Raw genomic sequence first — 22,364 nt, forward strand, 5'->3', positions numbered from 1 at the left:
CCCGCCAGGAGTTGGCGTCGCGCGGGCAAGGGTCCAACGGCGGACAGCGCTGCCAAGCGATCGCATGGTTCTCCGACGGCAAGATCGATTTCACGTCGCGGGCGACGTCCAAGCCCTACGCCGACGGAATCACCCTCGACAGCCCGAGCGGTGTCGAGGACACCACCAAACGGGCCGTGGAGTCGATCTGCCGGCCTGGCGGCGTCGCCGATCAGCTGCGCAGCAGCAGCATTATCATGCTGGGAATCGGCTTGGGCGCCAACAAGACACCCGGTGACTTCGACGTGATGTCGGCGATAAGCACGGCCCGCGGACTCAACGGCATGGCCTGCGGACAGATCACTGATCCGATACCGGGTGACTTCTATCCCGTCTCCAACATCGACGACATGCTGTTCGGGTTCGACGCGCTCAACCCGGACCCGGGCACCACCGGGCAAGCCCCGGTCTGCCAGCTGCGGGTGTGCCCGGAGGCGCGGCACAACTTCACGTTGGACCGCTCGATCAAGTCGGTGGACATCCTCGGTTCCGGCGGAGTGGCCGGTGTGGTGCCCTATCTGATCTCGCCGTCGGGCAAGACATTGGAACTGCCCAAGAAAGACGGCCGCAACACCGCCGACCTCGACGGCGTGCCGGTGACGTATGAGTGGCGATCCGATTCAGCGCAGACCATTTCGCTGCAGAACACCGGGGGACCGCAATGGCCGGGTCAGTGGGCGATCGTCTACGTCGACACCACCGGTGAGCACCCCGACGCCGTATCGCGGGTCAGCATCCACATCACCACCGACATCTTTCCGGCGCTTACCAACGCCGACAAAACGCCGTGGCGCAGCGGGCAGGTGGTCAAGGGCCTGACGTTCGGTCTCGTCGACGGGTCGGGCAAGCCCATGCAGCCGACCGACCTTGCGGGGACCGCAACCATGTCGGCGGCGCTGGCGCCCGACGGCGCTGCGCCCATCCCGCTGCTGGATTCCGTGGCCAAAGCCGACATCGGCAACCCGGTAGACGCCGACCTGACGAAGGTGAATCCCGGGCAGGCGAAGCTGCGAATGTCGTTGGTGATCACCACCGCACCGGCCACCGACCCATCAGGCGCGCAGATCGCGCCCGGCACCCAGCTGTCACCCCAGGACGTCGAAGTCCCCGTGCAGATCCTGCCCAAGCTCGGCCTGCCGGTGCCGGGCGAGCGGATCGATTTCGGCACCGTGCAAGCGGCCAAGGGCGCGACCGCGTCGCTCAACATCACCGGCCCGGGCTGCGCCTGGATCGCCGACACCGATGGCGCCAAGGTGGTGGCCGCACCCGATGATATCGGCACCCCGCGGCTGTCCTCCGCCGCGAACTCCGCGCAGAACTGTGCGAAGGTGCAGGCCGGGCAGACCGGGCAGTTGTCGGTGACGCTGCGCACCGACCGCGACGGACACGGCGGGCTGACCGGAACCGTGCCGATACACGTTGCGGCGCTTGACAACCCGGGCGATGCCCAGGTCGTCGACGTTCCGTTCGTCGCGTCGCTGATCAAGCCGTTGAACACCACCAACTTCGTGCTGGTGTTCCTGGCCGCGCTCCTGCTGGGCCCGGGGATCCCGTTGGCACTGCTGTACGCGGCGAAGTGGTGGGTCAGCAAGATCCCCGACACGCCGATGCTGGCCGACCGGATCCCGGTCGAGGTTAACAACGATGTGGTACTGCGCGACGGGGAACCCTTCACGCTGGTCGAAACCGACCTGATCCGCCCGGTGCCCGGTCTGGCCGGGGGCGCTCGCAAAGTCTCGGTGCAAGGTGTCACGCTGAGCACGACCGTCGGCCGCAGCCCCTTCGGCCCCGGCTATGTGACCGTCGACGCCGACGGTCTGGTCAGTGTGGGTTCGGCGCTGCCCGCAACCGACCGCAGCGGACTGCGCGCGGTGCTGCCGCTGGCCGTGCACAACAAGTGGGTGGTCCTGCACGATCCCAGCGGACCGGCGAACGTCGCCGAGGTGCTGCTGCTGGTCGGCGGACGCACCGACACCGCGGCACGTGAGCGGCTCTACGAAGACGTGGGGCGTCGACTGCCCGAGCTGCTCAACGGGCTGCGGTTGCGGGCGGTTGACGCCGGGCTGGCTGTCTCGGACAACGAAGCGCGACAAGCAGTTTCGCCGTTCGGTGAACCTGCGAAGGGTGGGTCGGCGGCCCATGACCCAGATCCATTCGACCCGTTCAGGGAAGGAAACTGAATGCGACGATTCCTCATAGTGGGATGCGGTGGTTCCGGCGGTGCCACGCTGGCGTTCATCATGGACCAGCTGCGCTCCGAACTGCACTCCGCGGGCATCGAAACACTCCTGGGCGGTTGGCAATTCGTTCAGATCGACGTCCCAAGCGCGCCGGAGACCGGCCCTGAGGGACTGGCCAACGTTCCCGAGCAGGGCGGCACCTACATCGGCTGTGGACCGCAGGGCAGTAGCTACGCGATCCTCGACGGCGCCTTGTCGCAGCGGCTGGCCGCCGAATCGGCGTTGGACACCATCGCCACCTGGGCGCCGCGCAACCCCCAGGAGGTGTCCATCCCGATCTCGGCGGGCGCCGGCCAGTACCGGGCCATCGGGCGGATGATCACGCTGAGCAAGGCCACCGAGATCCACACCCGCCTGCAGGCCGCGTGGGATGCGCTTTTCCGGGTCGACACGATCTCGCAGATGTCCACCGCCGACGTGCCGGGCATGGGGAAATTCGACCCCAACGAACCGCCGCTGGTTCTGGTGGTGTCGTCGATGGCCGGCGGCGCGGGGGCGTCGATGGCGCTGGATGTGTGCCGGCTGCTGACCCTGGTGTCGGGTCTTGACCCGAAACTGATGGGCGTCTTCATGGTGACGCCCGACATCTTCGATTCGCTGCCGCAGAGCTCCATCGTCGGGGTGCGCGCCAATTCGCTGGCCATGCTTGGGGAGATCGTGGCCAGTCAGGCGGGCTCGGCGCGCGAACACGATGTGCGGCTGATGCGGGCGCTGGGCCACCAGCACGGCGAAGGGGAGCCGATCCCGTTCGCGCGGGTGTTCCCGGTGGGCCGCTTCATCGGCGCGGACCGCACGCTGTTCGGAGACGGTTCGCAGTGGGCCGTCTACCGGGGACTGGCACGGGGCCTGGCCGGACTGATGATGAGCGGCGCGGCCAGTGACCAGTTCGTCTCCTACGACCTGGGCAACACGGCGTCGCCCGAGGGCGACCGCGACCTGCTGGGCTGGGGCATCTCCGCTTGGGACGTATTGCCCTGGGGCACTTATGGTTTCGCCAGCTTGAGCATGGGTCGCGACCGCTACGCCGAGTACGCCGCGCAACGGCTGGCGCGCAGCTGCGTGGACAAACTGCTGTTCGGGCATCTGCAGGCCGGGAACCCGGCGTCGAGCACCGAGCAACTCGACTCGCTCCTGAGCAGCCAGTGGCAGGCACACTGCGGCGAGCTGGGGCTGCCGGCGAACCCCGGCGACGAGCAGACCCGCACGGGCATCCTCGGCCGCTGGATCGGCTCCGACGCCTTCGCCGCCGAGTCGGTGGCCGCCACCGTCAACGGGCTCATCGACCGGCAGCTGCGAGGGTATCTGCCGAACCCCGAGGGCATGACCGCAGAGCAGTGGGTTCCGATCTTCCGTCAGGCTCTTCGCAACCGGGGCAGCGAACTTCTCCGGGCATGCGACGACGCGGCCTACGCAATGGCGTTCAACTGGCACCGCGAGTTCGCCGGGCGGGTCGAACAGATGGTGGGCGGGACGATGGCGACGATGGGCCTGCCGTATGCCCGGGAACTGGTCGACCGGTTGCGCCGCCACATCGACGACGTGCTGGCCCCCGGGATGGCGCAGCTCGGGACGATGGGGCCGTCCGACATCGTCGCGGTGCCGCCGCAAGTGGACGCGGCGCTGCGCTCGATGCGCGGGGTGATGACCAACGCCGATCAGGTTCTGGCAACGGCGCTGGACGGGTTCCGCGCGGGCGTGCGACGCCAACTGTTCGCCGACGCCGCCGCGCGAATCGCAGACGTGATGCGGGTGGTGGGCGCGGAAATGTTGCGGCCACTGCGCGAAGCGCTGGGCGAAGCGATGGTGCTGCTGGAGCAGGCGCGCGCCGAACCGCCCACCGATATCGGACTTGCGCGGCTGACCACCGATCAGTACGCGGCGTGGCCGGCCGATGCCGACGAGCTGGTGCCCGCGCGGTTCGCCGAGGCCAACAACGAAGTGCTGCTGATCAGCTCGACCGCCTTCCAGGGCCGCTACGAGCTCGATCTGCCCAAGGCCGTGGCGGGCGCCAACGCAATGGTGCCGCTGCGCACCGCAATCGACGACGCGACGACCCAGGTGATCCTGGGGCAGTGGCGCACCACCGGCGGGGTGTCCGCACCCGGAGGTCTCACCGAACGCACCGCAACGTGGGTGACGCGCGCCCTGGGCACCGACCCCGAGACGAGTCGGCCCCGGGTGCCGTCGATGGCGCAGTTCGATGTGCACACCCGCCCAGCAGAGCTGCTGAGGCGGGCCCGGCTGTATGTGGGCAGGCCGGGGGAATCGTTCGACGAGTTCTGCAAGGTGTCGCTGCGCGACTTCGTGCAGGGCGCGGGCGCGGCGGAATCGGAATTGGTCACGCGCCGCCGAGACATCACCACCAAGTTCGCCGAGGCGCTGTCGCTGGCCCGCCCGCTGGCCAGTGTGAATGACGAAGCGCTGCAACGGGTGCACCCCGGCCAGCAGACGGAGTACCGCTACAAGTTCTCCGAGGTCCCCTTCGCCGGCCAGCCCGTCGCCGACGCGCTGTTCGACGTGCTGCGCACCAATCCGCGCATCGACCAGGCCACCAAGGACAACTACCGCCGGTCGCTGTCGGATGAGGACAGCGTGACACGGGTGGACATCTTCGGGTCCTACCCCAACTACTCGCCGCTGGCGTTCGACTCGGTGCTCAAGCCCGCCGCTCAGCAGTGGGCCCGGATCGCCGGGCCGGGCCGCGGGACGTTCTGGCGCTATCGCCGCGCGCGACCCTTGCCTGCGTCACTGCCGATGACCGACGACGAGCGCCGCGCCATGACGGCGGGATGGTTCCTGGGCCAGATCGTCGGGCGGATTCACATCCCGGAGCCCCCCTACACCGACCCGGTGCGCATCTACGACGCCGATGCGGGGCACTGGTTGAACTTCCCCAGTCCGCTGCTGACCCCGCCGTCGGCGTTCATCGCCACCTATGACTGGCTGCCTGCGGTGCTGGAGAGCATCCTGATCGCCATCGCCCAGTCCCACGAGCCGCCGGTGATGCACACGCTGCGGCCCTACGGCGTGCTGCGGGAACTCTACGACGCACATTCGCAGGACCCGGCCAGCGGCATCGTCGAGCTGTCTGCCAGCGACGTGCTGCGCGAGTTCCTGGTCGGCAACGCTGCGGTGCCGGGCGTGACACCGCGGATCGAGACGATCGCCGCGGCCCGAAGCCCCGAGGAGCGCGCCGCCGCCGCCCAGGAGTGGCTGACCAATGTGCGCGACGTCGCCGCGCAGTATCTGCCGGGGGACATGGCCGGTGCGGCGCCCGGCGGAGTGTTCACGTCGGTCCCGACACGGTCGACGGCGTCGAAGACGCCGATCTTCCGCGATCTCGCTCCTGACGTGTTCTGGGCGACGGAAGCCCTCACCCGGTTGTTGCAGCGCGAGGCCGCGGGGCTGGCGCGGGGCGCGGCGACCGCCGGGACCGGCTATCTCGACGACGGGCCCCTGGTGATCCCGGAGGGCGGAACGTTCTGACATGTCGATGCCGAGCACTTCGCAGGCGCTGACGGTGTTGGTCGCTCCGCACGCCCGGACAGAGGAGATCTTCGCCGTCCTGGCCGACTATTCCGCTGTCGGACTGCTCGCCGCGTTCACGTGGGTCGACGCCGCCGACATCGGTGGCGCGTCCACCCCGGCCAGCGTGCTGCGCGACGGTCGCGCCGAACCGGCGGTGTTGCAGCAGTTGCTCACCGCCAAGCGCTACCAGCGGATCCGGGTGGTGGTCCTGGTGCCCGCCGAGGCGCCGTCCACCGAGCGGGTGCCCCTGGTGGCCGAGCAGACGGTGGAGCAGATCGTGCGCAGCAGTTCGATGGGTGCGCGTATCAGCCTGCTGCGTGTCTTGCTGACCCGGGGGGACGCTGCAGCGGCGGCACCGGATTCGACGATGTTGCTGGAGGGATGGCACAACCTGCTTGTCGCCCCGGAGGATTCGGCGGGACCCGGCCTGGGTGCGGCGCCGAGCGGCCCGATCACCGATCCGCTCGATTTCGCGCAACGCACCGCACCGGTGATCGCCGGGGTCGCCGGACTGTGGGCAGGATTGGAGCGGACACCGTTCGACACGTTGGAGATCTTGCCCGGGCAGACGGTGCGTGCGGTGCGGGCGTTCTACCGCCGGCTGGACAGCAGCGAGGTCGAAGAGCGCCTGCGCGCCCAGCTGTTCGACCCTGCCGGACGCCTTCCGCTGCCCCGCGGCGGTGAGGTGCCTGTCGTCTATGTGGACGATGTTGCGGCGGCCACCCAGACCATTGCCAGGGGGCTGTGGACAAAGCACCGAGACCTGCTCCGCGGGCCTCGACTTTCTGTCAGTGATTCTGGTGCCCAAGCCATTTCAATCTGGGCAGCACTGAAGATGTTCTTGAAGTTCATGGGCGCCGCGCTGCGGCAGGCGCCCGGGGCGTGGTGGTCGGCCGTTACGGGTTCGGTGTCGTCGGTGCTGGCCAGCACGGTGCAGGGCACGGTGTTCGGCGGCAGGGATTCCGCTTTCGCTGTGGTCACCAACACCGATGTGGCCAACTGGCAGCACCTGGGTCGAAGCGCCGACGCGCTGAACACCGCGCTGGGCGGTGCGCCGCCGCAACATCTTGCACAGCGGGACCTCAGCGCGCTGTGGATGGATTTCGTCGCCGGGGCGCTGACCCTGGCCGACGGGGGCCGTCGCGCCTCGGGGTTGGATCCGGTGCCGGTGGGTTCCGGGGTCGGGGTGCTCGCCGTCGCCTCCGACGTGGTTCCCAGTGCCGCTGAATCGTTTTCGTCGATTCCCACATCGCTGTCCGCAGTCATCGGGGTCAGCTCGGTGGAACCGGCCGATGTGCTCGGTGTTGCCGACCTGCGGGAGCGGCTGCAACGCGCCTACTCAGATCCCGCGGCCGGCGTCGAGTCGCGTACTGCGGGGACCGAACTAGAAGGCTGGCAACGGTTCGTGTCGAAAAGCTATGCCTGGCAGGTGGGTTCCATCCTGGCGGACTTCTTGCACCGGGCCCGCGGCGAGGTCGCCCGACTGGTCGGCGAGATCCAGCAGGCCACCAACCGGGTGTCGGCCGACGCGCGACTGCAGGCGCGCCAGCGGGCGATCGGCGTCATCCTCAAAACGTTCTTCTGGGCACTGGTTCTGATACTCGTCGTTCTCGCCGGGATCGCCGCCGCCGGCCGGGTCCGCTGGCCGTTCGCGCTGTGGACGGGCGGTGTGATGCTCGGCCTGTACATTCTGGCGTCGCTGGCGTTGTTCCTGTTCTCGCAGCGAGATCTGTTCGCGGAGACGCACTTACGACAGTCTCAGCTGGGTGAGCTGGAGACGATGCAGGCCAATCTGCGCACGGCGCTGCAGGACGTCAGCCGGCTGTCCACCGCGTACGGACAGCTGTTGTCGTGGTGCCGGGTGCTGGGGGCGGTGCTGCGGGCGCCTTTCGGGCCCGCGCCGGCGGCGCGACCCTCATCCGGCCAGCTCTTCGACGGCCTGCCGCGCTCGACCCAACTCGGTGTCGCCGACCCGGACGCGCTGCAGGCGGGCGACGCCGCGCATGCGATTCAGCGGCGCCTGTACGCATTGGGCTGGCTGACCCAGCCGTGGCGGGACATGATCGACGAGGTGGCAGCGAAGCTACGTGAGGAACCCGAGATGCTGTTCCGGATGCCGGGCATCGGCACGCAATCCGGGCTGGATCAGTGGTCGTCTGCGGTCGCCTCGGGGCAAGTTCAGCCCACCGGTGCCGACGCGCTGTGGGGGCGAGTCGAGCAGATGTTCGCCGAGGGGCAGGGCGAAGTCGCCGATGCGCTCACCGGCACGGTGCTGATAACCGGTGAGGACCGGCATGCGCCTGCTCGGCAATTCGGCGCTGGCTTCACGGAGCAGGGCGACGGGCGGGCCGCCCCCTTCGACGCGTCGCTGTTCACCGACGCCGCCATGACAGCGGGCCGCGCGAGCGTTGCGGTCGACGAGGCCACGGTCGCGCGCGCCGGGTTGGGGTATCGCGCCGCGGTGGTGCAGGCCAGTGATGGGTTGCCGCCCTACGACTTTGCGCTGTTCGCGCCTCGCGTCGACGTGGCAGCGGAAGGCGAAGAGGACGCAACGTCGGCCACCGAGCGGGAGCGCCGCGACGTCCCGCCCCGTCAGGACATGGTGTTCTAGCGATGCCCGACCCGCAGTACATCGACGCGACCGACGATCCGCGACTGCCGGCGCTGATGGCCTGGCGCCAGCGGCTCATCGACGCCGGTGCAGTGTCGCGCACGAGCTTCAAGGAGGCCCATCTGCGTCTGGTGCTGCGCTCGGGCCGCACCGACGTCGCGCAGATCCGGGCCATGCTGCCGCCCTCGGTGGCCGAGCACGCCGAGGACATGGCCCGGCTGCTGGTCGAGCTCGAAAACCAAGGCGGCACAGGAGAATCGGCCCGCAGGGCGGCTGTCGTCGCCGCCGACGCGCCTCGGACCGATGCCATTGACGTGGAACTCCACTACCGGGCAGGCGATTTCGCGCCGTTCCGATTGGGTGAGCAGATCGGTGACCTGCACCCGATCGGGCTGCGGCGGCGGCGCGAGGAAGGCCGGTCCGGTGCCCTCGAGTTGACGTGGCCGCCGTACCCGCCCGCCGGAGATGACTCTGACACCGTCGTCATCTACCGGGTCGTCAGCGACGAGGACGACCCGCCGTACTCACCGGACCGGGCGCAGCTCGTCGACGCCACCGCCGCTACGTCGGCGCTGGACGACCGGCCGCCGCGCGGCGCGGTGCGCCACTACCAGGTGTGGGTCAACAGCGGACCCACCCGCGGCCAAGCGCTGGGGGCTCAGCCGGTCAAACACGCCGAGGCTGCGCTGGTGAGCCCGGTACGCGACTTCGCGATCCGAGAGGACAGCGGCCAGGTCATCGGCCGGTGGAACGTCGCGTCGGCGGTGAGCGAGGTGTTCATCTATCGCATACCGGCGCAGGAGGCAGGGCGCGAGGGACCGGAGCACCGCATCCTGAGGGACAGCGACACCCGCCGCGGGTTCATCGACACCGAGGCGTTGCGCGGGCAGCGCTACATCTACCGGGTGCGCTGCGCGGTCACCGTCGGCGGCGTCACGCGGTTGTCGGAGGCCAGCGAAGCCACCGTCGAAGTGTCGGCGGTGCTGGCGCCGGTGACCGATCTGTCGTTGGGCGCCCACAGCCCGGACGGGTCGCGCTTCGAGCTGACGTGGACGCCGCCGCCGACCGGCGCAGTGGTCATCTACCGCAGCCAGAACGCGCCAAGCGCCGGCGCAGAGACCGTCGAGTTGCCCGAAGCCACACTCGAGCAGATCGGGCTGGACCCGGTCCAGCGGTTGACGCAGCCGCTGTCGCTGCGCCACGACGAGCACGGCCGGCACCGTGCGGTGATGTCGGCGGTGTCGTGGCCGGAGCGCTGGAGCCGGGCCTATTTCACCCCGGTGACCCTGCTGGCCGGACGCGCGCTGCTGGGCGCCACCGTGTCCGCGGTGCGCACGGGGATCATTCGCGACGTCAATCTGGCCGAATACTGCAACAAGCAGGTGCTGACCTTCGATTGGCCCGCCGGTGCGGCGGCGGTGGTCACGCATCTGGCCCCCAAGGGCCATGATCCGCGAAACGGATTGACCGGCAAGTCGTTTGAGATCTCACTAGAGGAGTACGAGAAGTACGGCGGTATGCAGCTTTCCCGGCAGGAGTTGCCTGCCGCCGGGTGCTCGCTGCACCTGGCCCCGGTGGCCTTTTCGGCGGGGCGCCGCGTTGTCGGCGCGATTCGCAGCGTGGAGTACGCCGGGCTGCTTCGCCTGCAGTACGCGGTGCGGATCGCCCGCGACCCCGACGGCCGGCCTACCCACGCCACGGTCGCGTTGCGATCGCAGTACGAGCTTCCCGGCTCTCCGGCGTTCGTTTTGATCAACAATGCGCAACGCATCCCGCTGTCGATGCACGACGGGCAAGCCGTCGACGCGGCGCCTGTCAACGAGCACGGTCAGCTCATCGGAGAGGTGTCGAAGGAACTGCGGTGGTCGGCGCTGACAACCCACGGCGTCGGCGAGATGTGGGCGGCGAACGTGCATGGCCTGCACGGCTGGATCCGGCTGTTCGTGAACACCCCTTCGCCGGCGCGACTGCGCACGATCGCGCTGCTGGATCCGCCGGTCGAGAATCTGCGGCTCTTAGCGGTGGCGCCATGAACCCCCGCTACGGCCAGCTGGCTTACACGTCGTTCGATGCGCCCGGGTCCGCAGGCGGCTGGCAGATCAAGCAGGTCGCCGGCGCGTTGAGCGCCGGAGAAACACAAGCCCTGCTTGCGGGGATGCATACCGCGTTCGACGCCGTCGAGCCGCTGCCCGCCTACCCGACACCTGAACAGCTCGAGCGGGGTCCGCGGCGGCTCGCCTATCGACGCATCGACGCCCGCGCGGCCGGTTACTGGCATACGGTTCCCGCCGGACCGGACAGCACCGGCCGGCCCGGCAACGTGTTCGCCCACGCGATCCTGGACCGCACTGTGGAGGCGGAGCCACTGCACCGGCCGATTCAGTTGTGGCGGTCGCCGCGATGGGTGTGTCCGTACGGGGCGGCTGCGGTGGCGCGCGCCGTCTTGCCCGACGAGGTGCCCGGCCCGGCGGCGGCGGTGACCAAGGACAGTGTGCTGACGTTCGCACTGGACACCAGCACATGGCGGCTGGCCACATTGTTTGGCCTGCTCGACGCGGTCGCCGCCGCGCTCGACGGCGGCCCGCCGGTGGTGCTGGGGGTCGAGTCGGTGCACTCCGCCGCCCAGTGGATCGGCCTGGTGAGTTTCCTGATGTCGCCCGGCACGGCCGCGCGTCTGAACTTCTCCACCTTCGATCGCGCCGACCAGGTGGGGGCGGCGCTGCAGAGCAAGCAGCACCTGACCGCGGTGCCGGTCATCGACGTGACCGCGGTTCCGGCCGGGGTAGTGGCGATAGATGAGGCCGCGACCTTGTCGTTGGGCGAGCTCGGAGGAGAACCACACCGCACCTCGGCCGGGCAGCCCATTGCGGTGACGCCGTGGTCGGCGATGGCGCAGGTGGTGCTGCTCGAGCCGGGCTCGGCGCGCGCCGTGCTCGACGACATCGACCGCTACGCCGCGCAGGTGGAGGACGACGCGCTGCCACCGGCCTGGCCGATGGCGATGGCGGTGGCGAGCGCCGGGAACTACGCCGACGCCCACACCGAAGCCCGCAGCGTCATCGCCGCGCACACCCCTCGCGGGGTGGATCCCGCCTCGGCGGTCGGTGCCACCATTTCTGGAGTCATGACGCAGTTGGTCGGCACGAGGACCGCCGATGCCTGGGAGGCGGTGCAGCACGCACCTGCCGGTCTGGCGGCAGAGCATGCCGACCTGACCTACGCGTGCCGCGCCATCACAGATGACACCTGGTTGAGTCAGTTGGGCCCAATCCCATTGGGTCCAAGGCAATTTGACCGCAGCGCAGTGCCGGCCCAGCTGTCCGACGCGATCGGGCCAGCCCTGGAGCAGGCGCGTGGTGTCGGCCCCGAACAGGTGCTGCGGCTGGTCGATTTCTTGATGCGCGCCGGTGTGGACGACGAACGGCTGTCGGCGGCGCTGAGCCGCGATGTGGTGCCAGCCCTGACCGACCCGCATTCTGGTCCACGGCTGGTCCATCGGCTCGGGCAGCGCATCGGCACGCAGGCTCGGCTGGCGCTGGCCGCCGAATCGCTGAAGGGCACCCCCGGGTGCACTCAGCTGGACGAAGACGTGCTCGGCTGGCTCGCCGAGAACATCGCTGCGCCTGCTCCATCGGAGCTGGCGCAGGCCTGCCCTTGGGATGCCGCGTGGACTCGTGCGGCGCTGCGCGGCGCGCGCGCGCAATATGCGGGGGCGGCCGACGCCGCCGACCGCTGGCTGTTGCTGTGGTGGCTGCGGATCTGTGGGTCACCGCGCTTTGAGCAGATGGCCGCCGCAGAAGTGTGGGAACCGGCAGCGCTGCTGGCGGCCGCCGGTGGCGCCCCGCCCGGCCTGTCCGCGCTGCCGACCCTGATGGGCGCACCGGACTCGGAGGCACTCAGAGAGTTGGCCTCTGCAGTGACGGAGGCCAACGCGGACGATACCGCTGTGGCGTGCGCGGCGGTGCGGCTGCTCGAACCGCGAATGTGGGTGAACGAAGACCGAATTGAGACGTACTTGTCCACCTTCAGCGCGCACTGGGACGCCGCGCTTTCGGTCGCGCACGACCGGTTGCATCCGGACTTCACGGTGCGCCTGTTGACGTTGGCGGTGCTGGCGACGATCACGGGTCTGCCGTACCCGGCGGGATGTGCGGCGCTGGCCGCGGACCCGGCGCTCGGCGCGCAGGCGGTAGGGCAGGTGGTGGCGTTGACCGAGCATCACGTCGTCTTCGCACCGGCGGTGCTGGCCGCCGGTCTCGTGCGTTCCGCGGCCGATGAGCAGTCAGCGACTTCGGCCGGCGGTGTCGACGGCCTGTTGGGGCGAGCCGCCCGACAGCTCGCCGCCACAAGGGTCTTCACCGACCGGGAGATCGACGATGCTGCGATATTGATGGCGAAGATGTCGGGCGCTGAGCCGGACAGCTCATCACTGCGCCGAAACCGAAAGCTGGTGGCCAAGCTGCTGGCGCACCGCGCGCAGGCGCAGCCGTCACTGGCGGCCCGGACGACAGAGCGTCGCTGATGCCGATTTATGTTGTTGGCGAGCGCAATCAGCGTGTGAGCATTCCGAATGAGGCGCTGGCGGTGTCGATCACCGGTTCCGTTGCCGAAGCCGAATTGGATGTACGCGGCAGTGCACAACAGCTGGTGGTGCGCCCGACCGCACATCGCGCGGTGTTGCCGGAGATCGCCGGCGAGGTGACGGTCGGTGTGCGACCGGTCGGCACGGCGAGATTCGGTGCTGGGACGGTCGTTCATCTCGAGATCGCGCATGACAACCCCACCGAGGTCGATCCGGTACAGGTGCTCTTCGACCCGGTCGACGTCAGCGGCGAGTCGGGTGTGGTGTTCGCAGCGTTGCGGCCGCAGGGATCCCACGTCGAGGTGGGCGTCATCGCGGTGGCAGATGTACCGCTGAGCCCGTTGGGGTCGGCGGCGCGCAGTTCCGCGCGACAGCTCATCGGTCGCACGCCGGCGCAGTCCGACGAGTCGGTTGTTGTGGCCGTGGACGTTTCAGCGTCGATGCGGCCGTGGTTCGCCGACGGCAGCGCCGCCGCGGCCACCGACATCGTGGTCGGCGTCGCCGCGGCGGCAGGCATTCGCAATGTGTCGTCGGTGTTCGTCGGGGCGGAGGTCACGCCGGTGGTCGTCGGCGGGTCCGATGCGCGCGGCACCGACAGCGTGAGCCTGGCCGACGCGGTGCGGAAGGCGCGGCCGCGATGGTGCGCTGGTGCGCGCTGGTTGCAGCTGGCGCCTGGTCCCCGCACCATCGCCTGCGCCGACTTTCCGACTTCGGCTGTCCAGCAACGCTTTCCGATGATCATCTTGTCCAATGACCGCCGGTTCGACGCTGCCGGGGCGCGGCTGCCGGCACCCCGGCAGGGCCGCGACGCGTCGGCCGAATGGCTGGAGCACCCGCAGGTCCTGGATCGCATCACCGGCTTTCTGGTGGGGGCGCTGACGTGACGAAGTGCCCGCGGTGCTTTTCGGTGCTGACCTCCGAGCAGCACTTGTGGATGGTGCCCCCACGAGCCGGGGCCACCCGCTATCTCGACGAGGTCGGATCGGCGTTCAACGGCGCGCCCGCCGAGAGCGGGCCGTTCTACAAGTGGGACCGCCCGGCGGGCTACCGCGGGCCGCCACCGCCGGCGGCCGACGCCAGCCGGGCGCTGCAAGGCCCAGTGGTGGAGGTGTGCCCGGTGTGTCACTACCCGTTGCCGGAGGGATGGCACGATGGTCATGCGGTGTGCATCGCCATGGCGGGCGCTCGCGCCACCGGCAAGAGCCTCTACATCGCCGTGCTGGTGAAACAACTCCAGCTGCTGTGCGAAAACCTCGGCGTCTCAATGGAACCCGCGACCCGAGCCACCGCCACGGCGTATTCCACGCACTATGAGACGCCGCTGTTCGTGCAGCGCGGACTCATCCCGCCCACCCCAACCGTGCACACGCAGGCCTCGCTGCAGCGGCAGCCCCTGATTTTCAGCATCGGCATCTGGCATGACGTCCGGCGCTACCTGGTGCTGCGTGATGTGGCCGGCGAGGACCTGGAGACCGGGGACCTGAGCGCGCCGCCGTTTCGATTCTTCGTCAACGCCGACGCCGTTTTCTTCATGTTCGATCCGCTGCGGGTCAAGTCGATTCGCGACCAGCTGCAAGATCTGCTGCCCGCCCAGACGGTCAGCGGGGGCGAGCCGCGCAGTGTGCTGAACAACGTGCTGCTGGCGATCGGGCACGGCCACCCGAGGCTGGCGGTGATCCTGTCGAAATTCGACGCGCTGCGGATACTGCGTGATGTGCAGGGCTCGGAGTGGAGCCTGATCATGTCCAACGCCGGCGCGGCATATCTGCGCGACACGTCCGACTGGCCGTCCTACGACGAGGCCGGCGGGCAGCTGCTCCACGAAGAAGTCCGCAGCCTGCTGACGCGGTTGAATGCGGGGACGATGGTGGCGGCCGTCGAAAACCCGTCCACCGGAAAGCGGTTGACGCACCGGTACTTCGTGGTGTCCTCACTTGGGCAGCCGCCCAGCGGTAGCCGCCTGCACCCGCGCGGCATCGCCCCGTTCCGCTGCGCGGACCCCGTACGTTGGATCACATCGGGATTCGGGGTGTTGTGAGCTGTGTCGGCGCGTGGGAGTCGAGGAGGTCGGGAATGATGCACGGCGGTTACCGCGGGGAACCCACCGCGTCGTCGAGGGCAGATCCCTTCGGTGCTGATCCGTTTGATCCCTTCACCGGCGCTGCCACCGGTGCCGCGGAAATGCCGGCACCACAGCAGCAGGAGACCCACACATTGGCCACGTTATCGGTGGTGTTTGCGTTCGTGTTCGCTCCCGCTGGGGTGATTCTCGGCCATCTTGCGTTGTCGCAGATTCACCAGACCGGACAACGCGGGCGGGACCGGGCGCTGGTTGGGGTCACGTTGTCGTATGTGTTCATCACGGTGGCGGTGGTGGCGCTGATCGTGTCGGCCGCCGGCGTTGCCGTCCGGTAACGGGCGGTCGCCCGGCCCGGGCCGCTAATGTCGAGGTGAGGTGCGCTGCAGATGAACGACGGCGGGTATGGCGGCTCGGCTGGCCGCGACGACGATGAGTTGTTCGGCGCCGATCCCTATCCGGTGCCTCCGGTCATATCGGCCCCGCCACCGCCGCCTCGTCATGAGACGAACACATTCGCCACCCTGTCGGTGGTGTTCGCGTTCGTGTTCGCCCCAGTGGGCGCGGTGCTGGGTCATCTCGGGCTGTCGCAGATCCGGCGCACCGGGCAACGCGGCCACGACCGCGCGCTGATCGGGCTGACGCTGTCCTACGCGTTCATCGTCATCGCGATCGTTGCGGTGGTCATCTGGGCGGTGGTGCGCACAGGACCGGGGCCTTCCTCGACGGTCGCGTCGCCCCCTGCTCGTGCGACGAGTCCCGCCGCACCGGACGAGCGGCTCGTCAAGGCCGCCCAGTTGCCGCAGCTGTTGCTCAGCATCGACGAAGTCAAGCAGGCGGTCAACGCGCCCGCTCTTGCCAAGGTCGAGGAGGGGTCAGGCCTGAGCGGTGACAAGGGCATCAACGTCACGCCCCGCGAGTGCATGAGCGCGTTGTTCGGTGGGGGCGCGTCGGCATATGAGCGCAGCTCCTCTCGCGCGGCCTTCACGCGTGCGCTTTCCGGTGACGGTCAAGACGGCATGATCTTGCTGAACGAGGCCGCATCGACGTTTGAAAGTACCGCCACGGCAACCAATCTCGTGTCACGAACGGTTGGCGAGTGGCGCGGCTGCGCGGGCAAGTCGGTGACGCTGATCGTCGACGGGAATCCGCTCGTCCTCGACGTTGGCGAACCAACGCAAAACGGCACGGTCATGATGTTGCGAAACACACTGCGCGGGAGCAAATCCGGTTTCAGTACCGACCGGGCCATCACATCCGAAGCCAATGTCGTCATCGACTTGGACGCACAGGGTTTCGACCTCGATGACAGCCTGCAGACGATAGCTAACCGCATCGTGGACAGGGTGCCGAGCTGAGCGCTGGTGGGTGGACACTTACCGGGCCCACGGCGGCGGCGTGGTCACTACGTGCACGCGACGACGGTTACTCAGGGCGACGATCAGCCATATCCATCCCCAGCCACCGCAGGCCCAGAAGGTCAGCAGCGTCAGTACGGCGTGCAGTGCGTGGTTGGGTCCGGTGACCACGACGCTGGTCTGTATGGGTAACGGCGGCGGTGCGGGCGGCGCCACGGGCTGTGGCGGGGCGGCGCGATGGTGGGCCGTCCACGCGCGCCCGTCGAAGTAACGCTGTCCGGGTGCACCGCTTGGGTTGGGATACCAACCGGCAGGCGGAAGGAAACTCATGTCCGCCCCTCCTGTCACCGCAGTTTGCCTTCAGCCAACTGAATCGACTACCGCAACGCTAGCTGGACCGACCGACGAGTGAACGCCGAGTCCTTGTGCACCTTTGGCCAGCACCGCGCTTCGTTCGGCGCGGGAAACCTCGACGCGCGAACGCGGTTCTGCGATTGTCGGCACTTCGAGGGCACCGATGCCGTAGCGCTTGCCGTTGACCGTCGAAACCAGCTCATCGCCCTCCACGGCGAGTCGACTCCGGGGTGAGGTCGTAGCTCTCTTCTCGAAAACCCGTGAGTTTCCAGAACCAGTCGTGCGGCATAGTGGCATCGTCGCATCCGGGTCCGACACGACGCCGCGAGCAGAGCTCGGAGTGCTAGCACTGCGAACAGAGCTCGGCGTGCTAGCAATGGCTGACGAACGGAGCCGCCAGCAGAGAGGAATCCCAGCGATGATCAAGACACCTGCCGAAGCGGCGCAGTACGTCAAGGATGCCGGAGGCTTGAAGCTTGTCATTTTCGGAGCGGATGGCCACGAGGTCGCGGCGATGTTCGTGCAAGGGTCAGTGAGATACGACGAGGAAGAATTCACCTTCCTCGCCGTCGCGGAGGACGGCCGCACGGTCGGGGAACTATTCGTCGATGAAACGGTCGATTACGACGAGAACATAGACGCCTTTGTCATCCGTGCCGCGTACTAGCATTTTCGGCTCCGGCACACGGATGTTGTCCTCCTGCACTGCGCTAACGGAGGGCCAGTTGCCCTGGGCGTCAAGGCCGTCTTTCAGTCGTCCCACCTCTCGTGGCGTCGGTGGCGAGGCGGCGTGGCTGGCGCACCGCGCCGCGCGCGCGAACGACCTGGCCGACCAGCGGCTTTTGGCGCCCGCCGGGCCCTGCCAGCCGCCGGCTGCCGAGCAATGACGCTGGCTGGTTCACTTAGCGGATGGAGTCACTTTCCGACGAGATCGGCCAGCCAAGCGCACACCAGCTGCCGTTCTGGCGGGGTCCCGCCCCCCGCGTGCTGGGCGGCTTTGTTGTCGGGCTCGCAGCGACCGGCGTGTCTGCTTGGAGGGGGTTCGAGTGGTTCTCACTGCTGATCGGATGGGACTTTCTCGCGCTGACGTTCATGGTGTGGACGTGGGCCGTCGTCTGGCCCTACGGACCGGACCAGACCGCTTCCCACGCCGAATACGAAGAGCCAGGCCGTAAGACTGTGTTCGGTCTTATCCTCGGTGGTGCCCTGGCCAGTCTCGTCGGTGTCGGGCTGCTGCTGGCCAAGGCGCGTCCGGACCACTTCGAGCACGTGGCCCCCGCGGTGGCGGTGGCCAGCGTGGCGATCTCGTGGTTGGCCGTGCACACCATCTATGCACTCACCTACGCCAAGATCTATTTCTACGAAAAGCCGGTCGGCGGCATCGATTTCAATTTCACTAACAGTCGAGATCAGCCTCGCTACAGCGATTTCGCCTATGTCGCTTACACGGTCGGGATGAGTTTCGCGATCTCGGATACCAATCTGACGTCGTCCCGGATGCGGTCCACCGCTCTGGGTCACGGACTGCTGTCGTACGTCTTCGGCTCGGTCATCGTGGCCTCGGTGGTCAACCTCATTGCCTCGGGTCTCTGACCGCCGTCCCGGTATCCGGCGACAGCGAGAGCAGGTCGCTATAACCCGTATGGTCGTTGACGAGAGGTCTTCTACACAACTCCCCAAGGACTGACGGTCGCCGATCCTTAGCCCAGTGACAACCTCGGCAAGGCGGATACCAATCGCGATGACTCGAACGTGTTCCGTCGCGTCATCGGCGGGCACTGTCAGTTCGTCAACGGTCGTTGAGGCTTGCTGTTTGGATGCTGGGTCGATGCGGTACGAAGTCGGAACGACGACACATCCTGGAGTTTGGGGTGTCCCTTCAGTAGTGCATCCCACGGCTATCTCGGTCTCGACGAGAGCCGTGGAAGTCACATCTCCTATCGCTTGAACAGCTCGAGGGTCAGGGTGTGTACGTCGGCGGCCGAGGTCCACTTGTCCACGGCATTGCGGTGGAACAACTCGCCATCGCGCCGGTACTCCGAGCGCTCGATTCGACCGGTGAAGTCGAACACGATCTCAACCTCCAGGCCGGTGCCGAACCGGTTGGTCCGGGAGAAGATCAGCTCTCGGGTATCACCGGGGCCTGAGTCAAAGCTCAGGTCCCAGTCATGATCCGCGGCCACCAGATTGATCAAGTCGATCACGTCGAATGTCTTGGTTTGCATCGTCCCAACCCCTTACGCCGGGCCGCTGTAGCCGTTGTCGCGCGCCCATCCGACGACCGCCGCTTTGGAATTCGGGCACATGTTGTTCACCGCCGACATCAACACGATGGCCGACTCGGCTGCCGCGAAGCCGGTGTTCTGCAGCTTGCCGAGTACCACCGGCGGCGCCACTCCGCTCCGCAAGTGATGACAGAGCTCCTTGCCGATGTCCATCATGTCGACGATCGACTCGTAGTACACCCCCGTGCTGTCGAGCTGACTGATGAAGTCGTACTCGTCGGCGCGAGCCGCACCTGACAACGCCACCGCCCCGCACACGGCGAGCACGACAGCAATACCCCCACGTCCGCGCATGATCCCCCCTAGATTCGCGCTTCAAAACAGACCGTAGACGCCGCCACCGACAAGAAAGTGACGGCCGCGTCAGCCGACGTGACGAGCCCCTCGCTACCATCGACCCGACGCTCACCAGGGAGGTTCGCGATGCTGCCGTGGCTCCAAACCGAAGAGCCGACGCGCCAGTGAGCATCGCCCCGACCGATACCCCCCGACTCGCCAATCGCGCCGAGCGCCGCGTCTACCAGGCGCTGCTCGAACAACTCCAACCCAACGACCTCGTCGTCGCCGGGCAGCGCGTCACCGACCACCTCAAGGACCACGAGGTCGATTTCGTCGTCGCGATCGAAGGCGCCGGCATCGTCTGCCTCGAGGTCAAGGGCGGCGAGGTCTGGCACGACGGCCACGGCTGGCGGCAGAAACGCGGCGGCCGCGACCACTCCATCGAGCCCGTGCGGCAGGCCCGCGAAGCCTGCTACGCCCTGCGAGACTACATCGAGAAGGACCCCCGCTGGAGCCAGGGCCGGCTGCGTTGGGACCACGTCGTCGTACTGCCCAACACCGAGCTACCCGACGACTTCGCGCTGTCTGACTGCCCGCGCTGGAAAGTCATCGACCGCAACGAGTTACCGACCATGGTGGCCAAGCTGCGCGACGTGCTCGTCGGCCAGGAACTCGACCGGCCGCCGCTCACAAAGAACGGCATCGACCAAATCACGACCGCGCTCAGCGGCAGGGGATTGCCGCAACGCGACGTTGTCGCCCGGGCTCTGGCCAACGAGGACGCTGCCGACGCGCTCACCGAACACCAGGGCGTCATCCTCGACGCCATCCGACTGCTCAACCGCATCGAAGTCCGCGGCGGCGCCGGCAGCGGAAAGACGTTCCTGGCCATGGAGCAGGCGCGGCGGCTGGCGCAACGAGGACAGCGTGTCGCCCTCGTCTGCTACTCCCACGGCCTGGCGTCCTACCTGGAACGCATCACCGCCACCTGGCCGCACCGCCAGCGACCCGGCTACGTCGGCGAGTTCCACGCCCTCGGAGTGCAGTGGGGAGCGCCGCAAGGGCCGGACGAATCGCTGCGCACCGAGGAGACCGTTCAATTCTGGGAGCATGACCTACCGCGGCAAATGGCCGAGCTGGCAATGGAACTCGAACCCGGACACCGCTTCGACTCCATCGTCGTCGACGAGGCGCAGGACTTCGCCGACTCGTGGTGGGAACCCATGCTGATCGCGCTGAAGGACCCCGACGAGGGCGGCCTGTACGTGTTCACCGACGAGGGCCAGCGCGTCTTCAACCGGTACGGCTCCCCGCCGGTGCCATTGGTCCCACTGATCCTCGACCACAACCTGCGCAACACCCGCCAGATCGCCAGCGCCTTCCAGCCGCTCGTCGATCACCCCATGCGGTTCCTCGGCGGCGAGGGACCGGCCGTCTCGTTTGTCGCCTGCAGCCGCGACGACGCGCTCAGCGTCGGCGACGACCAGATCGAAGCACTCCTCGAACAGGGTTGGCGCCCTCAGGATCTCGCGCTGCTGACCACCGGCGGCCGCCATCCCGAGCAGACCGAGCGGCAGAAGGAAGGGCACACGGCGTACTGGGACACCTTCTGGGACGCCGACCAGGTGTTCTACGGCCACGTGCTCGGATTCAAAGGACTCGAACGCCGCGCCCTCGTCCTCGTCGTCAACGAGGCCAGCCAGTTCGACCGCTCCCGCGAACGCCTCTACGTCGGCTTGTCGCGAGCACGCGACCAGCTCGTGGTCTGCGGCGACCCTGACTTCATCCGTGGCGTCGGTGGTCCCGATCTGGCACGCCGGTTGAACCTGCCATCGTCGTGATCGCAAGAACTGTCGGAGTCGACCACTAGCTTCCGACTCAACCGCTCATATCGGTCGGGAGGTGTGAGCACCCGGCAGCTAACTCTCAGCCGTCCGAGATGTCATACCGCTGTGGGAGAATTGCATTGTGGCGCAAACTCCCATCGAACGGCTGTTCATCGTCGAGGCGACGAATTGGAAGCAGGCGGTCATCTCGCTACTCGAACCCGAGTCTTCGTACAGGCCTTGGCGCTGCGAAGCGGACGACGCCGAAGAGGGCGATGCCGTCGCCTTCGTGCTCAATACCGACCCGACCTCTGTGCTGACCGAGCTCGGCCACGTCGGCGCCGACGGCGAACCCACTCGGGCCGAACTCGAGTTGTCACCGATCGCCCCGCCCGGATTGGTCGACCTCGAGACAATGAGGATGATGACCGGGTTCCGATGGGACGGGGACCCGCGTCATGAATGGGTACTGCACGGCGAGATGGCGATTCGGATGACACTGGCGCTGGATGACTGCAGGTTTCGGGGTGACCAATACGCACGATTCGGCCATAACTCGATGGCCGCCGCCAGGGTCCTGCTGCATTCGCAAGGGCGCTGTGACGGCTGCGGCCGGCGGATGGATCTCCACTTCGACGACGCCGGTAAGTACGTCCACATTCACACCGTCGACGCCTATCACCGCGGCAGGCCGACCGACCAGGTCACGGCCGACTGGCCCGGCGCCCTGTGCGCACGGTGCTCAGCACGGATGCGAAAGGACGGATACGTCAGCCTCGTCGACTATCGGCTGGCGCAACATCCCGCCTGCCCGTCGTGCGGTGCTCAACAAACCCAACAGGCGCTTTACGGGATGTTGAGCAGTCATGATTATCCACCGTGGCGCGACGCCCGCGGGTGCTGCGTCACCAACGACGACTGGACGTGCGGACAGTGCCGGCGGACCTGGTGAGCGCTGCCAGGACTGGCGCTCGCGGCGCGCGCTCGCGGCGACTAGCTCGTCGCGCTACGTCGCGAACTGGAGACGCCGCAGCGACTCTCTGAACGCATGGTTGGGAATGCACCCGGCAGCACCGCCGTCACGTCCCGCACCGCCTCGTCCACGTCGACACTCCGGAGCCGCGCGCCGTACAGCGCGCCCACTGCCGGCGTGCGGCTGTACGCCGCGACGCAGTGCACCAGCAC

Annotated in this window: 16 protein-coding genes and 1 pseudogene; 13 read left to right on the forward strand and 4 right to left on the reverse strand. The window is 67.9% G+C overall.

The features are described from left to right. The 9 genes and pseudogenes from QOC76_RS20760 to QOC76_RS20800 all read left to right on the forward strand — a co-directional run. Positions 1-2,219: VWA domain-containing protein (locus tag QOC76_RS20760; RefSeq protein ID WP_526359881.1), on the forward strand; the 2,219-nt coding region annotated here is incomplete at its 5' end. Further along, on the forward strand, positions 2,220-5,765 hold the full coding sequence (locus QOC76_RS20765; RefSeq protein ID WP_526359883.1) for a tubulin-like doman-containing protein: 3,546 nt from the start codon (positions 2,220-2,222) through the stop codon (positions 5,763-5,765). A 1-nt stretch (position 5,766) separates the two neighbouring features. After that, positions 5,767-8,418, forward strand: coding sequence for a hypothetical protein (locus tag QOC76_RS20770; protein ID WP_526359885.1), 2,652 nt, complete (start codon positions 5,767-5,769; stop codon positions 8,416-8,418). Positions 8,419-8,420: 2 nt separating this feature from the next. After that, positions 8,421-10,451, forward strand: a complete 2,031-nt coding sequence (locus QOC76_RS20775; protein ID WP_526359887.1) for a SaeA-related protein — start codon at positions 8,421-8,423, stop codon at positions 10,449-10,451. Continuing rightward, positions 10,448-12,940: a GAP1-N2 domain-containing protein gene (locus QOC76_RS20780; protein WP_526359889.1), complete on the forward strand. Its 2,493-nt coding sequence runs from the start codon at positions 10,448-10,450 to the stop codon at positions 12,938-12,940. The genes QOC76_RS20775 and QOC76_RS20780 overlap by 4 nt, the downstream gene beginning before the upstream one ends. 35 nt (positions 12,941-12,975) lie before the next feature. Beyond that, entirely contained in the window at positions 12,976-13,884 is a 909-nt protein-coding gene (locus tag QOC76_RS20785; protein ID WP_526359891.1) for a hypothetical protein, read from the forward strand. After that, entirely contained in the window at positions 13,881-15,038 is a 1,158-nt protein-coding gene (locus QOC76_RS20790; RefSeq protein ID WP_526359893.1) for a hypothetical protein, read from the forward strand. The genes QOC76_RS20785 and QOC76_RS20790 overlap by 4 nt, the downstream gene beginning before the upstream one ends. A gap of 38 nt (positions 15,039-15,076) precedes the next feature. Further along, a pseudogene (locus QOC76_RS20795) lies at positions 15,077-15,382 on the forward strand (DUF4190 domain-containing protein); the annotation flags it as partial. Positions 15,383-15,466: 84 nt separating this feature from the next. After that, positions 15,467-16,435 carry a sensor domain-containing protein gene (locus tag QOC76_RS20800; RefSeq protein ID WP_526359895.1) on the forward strand — a complete coding sequence of 323 codons (969 nt, stop codon included), beginning with the start codon at positions 15,467-15,469 and terminating at the stop codon, positions 16,433-16,435. Positions 16,436-16,453: 18 nt separating this feature from the next. Here QOC76_RS20800 and QOC76_RS20805 read toward each other — a convergent pair whose 3' ends face one another. After that, entirely contained in the window at positions 16,454-16,765 is a 312-nt protein-coding gene (locus tag QOC76_RS20805; protein WP_526359897.1) for a DUF2510 domain-containing protein, read from the reverse strand. 205 nt (positions 16,766-16,970) lie between these two features. On the opposite strand from QOC76_RS20805, the gene QOC76_RS20810 reads away from it, so the two are divergent. Together QOC76_RS20810 and QOC76_RS20815 are read left to right on the forward strand one after the other, a co-directional pair. Beyond that, entirely contained in the window at positions 16,971-17,456 is a 486-nt protein-coding gene (locus QOC76_RS20810) for a hypothetical protein (protein ID WP_526359899.1), read from the forward strand. A 242-nt stretch (positions 17,457-17,698) separates the two neighbouring features. Further along, complete coding sequence (locus tag QOC76_RS20815; protein ID WP_526359901.1) at positions 17,699-18,382, forward strand: DUF1345 domain-containing protein; 684 nt, start codon at positions 17,699-17,701, stop codon at positions 18,380-18,382. A 344-nt stretch (positions 18,383-18,726) separates the two neighbouring features. On the opposite strand, the gene QOC76_RS20820 is transcribed toward QOC76_RS20815, so the two are convergent. Both QOC76_RS20820 and QOC76_RS20825 read right to left on the reverse strand, forming a co-directional pair. Continuing rightward, positions 18,727-19,014, reverse strand: coding sequence for a hypothetical protein (locus QOC76_RS20820; protein WP_526359903.1), 288 nt, complete (start codon positions 19,012-19,014; stop codon positions 18,727-18,729). Positions 19,015-19,026: 12 nt separating this feature from the next. Next, the gene (locus QOC76_RS20825; RefSeq protein ID WP_526359905.1) at positions 19,027-19,368 is read right to left on the reverse strand and encodes a DUF732 domain-containing protein; all 342 of its coding nucleotides are present in this window, start codon (positions 19,366-19,368) and stop codon (positions 19,027-19,029) included. Positions 19,369-19,535: 167 nt separating this feature from the next. On the opposite strand from QOC76_RS20825, the gene QOC76_RS20830 reads away from it, so the two are divergent. Together QOC76_RS20830 and QOC76_RS20835 are read left to right on the forward strand one after the other, a co-directional pair. Next, positions 19,536-21,194: an NERD domain-containing protein gene (locus tag QOC76_RS20830; protein WP_526359907.1), complete on the forward strand. Its 1,659-nt coding sequence runs from the start codon at positions 19,536-19,538 to the stop codon at positions 21,192-21,194. Between the two features lie 127 nt (positions 21,195-21,321). Further along, on the forward strand, positions 21,322-22,131 hold the full coding sequence (locus QOC76_RS20835; RefSeq protein WP_526359909.1) for a hypothetical protein: 810 nt from the start codon (positions 21,322-21,324) through the stop codon (positions 22,129-22,131). A gap of 41 nt (positions 22,132-22,172) precedes the next feature. Here QOC76_RS20835 and QOC76_RS20840 read toward each other — a convergent pair. After that, positions 22,173-22,364, reverse strand: a 192-nt coding sequence (locus tag QOC76_RS20840; RefSeq protein ID WP_526359911.1) for a hypothetical protein, incomplete at its 5' end; no start/stop codon positions are given.

The organism is Mycobacterium sp., assembly GCF_032159565.1.
Lineage (GTDB): Bacteria > Actinomycetota > Actinomycetes > Mycobacteriales > Mycobacteriaceae > Mycobacterium.

What these genes read in the sequence shown, in the direction of transcription:
- QOC76_RS20815 (WP_526359901.1), top strand. Translation starts at nt 17,699, where the DNA reads ATGGAGTCACTTTCCGACGAGATCGGCCAGCCAAGCGCACACCAGCTG.
- QOC76_RS20800 (WP_526359895.1), top strand. Translation starts at nt 15,467, where the DNA reads ATGAACGACGGCGGGTATGGCGGCTCGGCTGGCCGCGACGACGATGAG.
- QOC76_RS20820 (WP_526359903.1), bottom strand. Translation starts at nt 19,014, where the DNA reads ATGCAAACCAAGACATTCGACGTGATCGACTTGATCAATCTGGTGGCC.
- QOC76_RS20805 (WP_526359897.1), bottom strand. Translation starts at nt 16,765, where the DNA reads ATGAGTTTCCTTCCGCCTGCCGGTTGGTATCCCAACCCAAGCGGTGCA.
- QOC76_RS20825 (WP_526359905.1), bottom strand. Translation starts at nt 19,368, where the DNA reads ATGCGCGGACGTGGGGGTATTGCTGTCGTGCTCGCCGTGTGCGGGGCG.
- QOC76_RS20780 (WP_526359889.1), top strand. Translation starts at nt 10,448, where the DNA reads ATGAACCCCCGCTACGGCCAGCTGGCTTACACGTCGTTCGATGCGCCC.
- QOC76_RS20770 (WP_526359885.1), top strand. Translation starts at nt 5,767, where the DNA reads ATGTCGATGCCGAGCACTTCGCAGGCGCTGACGGTGTTGGTCGCTCCG.
- QOC76_RS20765 (WP_526359883.1), top strand. Translation starts at nt 2,220, where the DNA reads ATGCGACGATTCCTCATAGTGGGATGCGGTGGTTCCGGCGGTGCCACG.
- QOC76_RS20775 (WP_526359887.1), top strand. Translation starts at nt 8,421, where the DNA reads ATGCCCGACCCGCAGTACATCGACGCGACCGACGATCCGCGACTGCCG.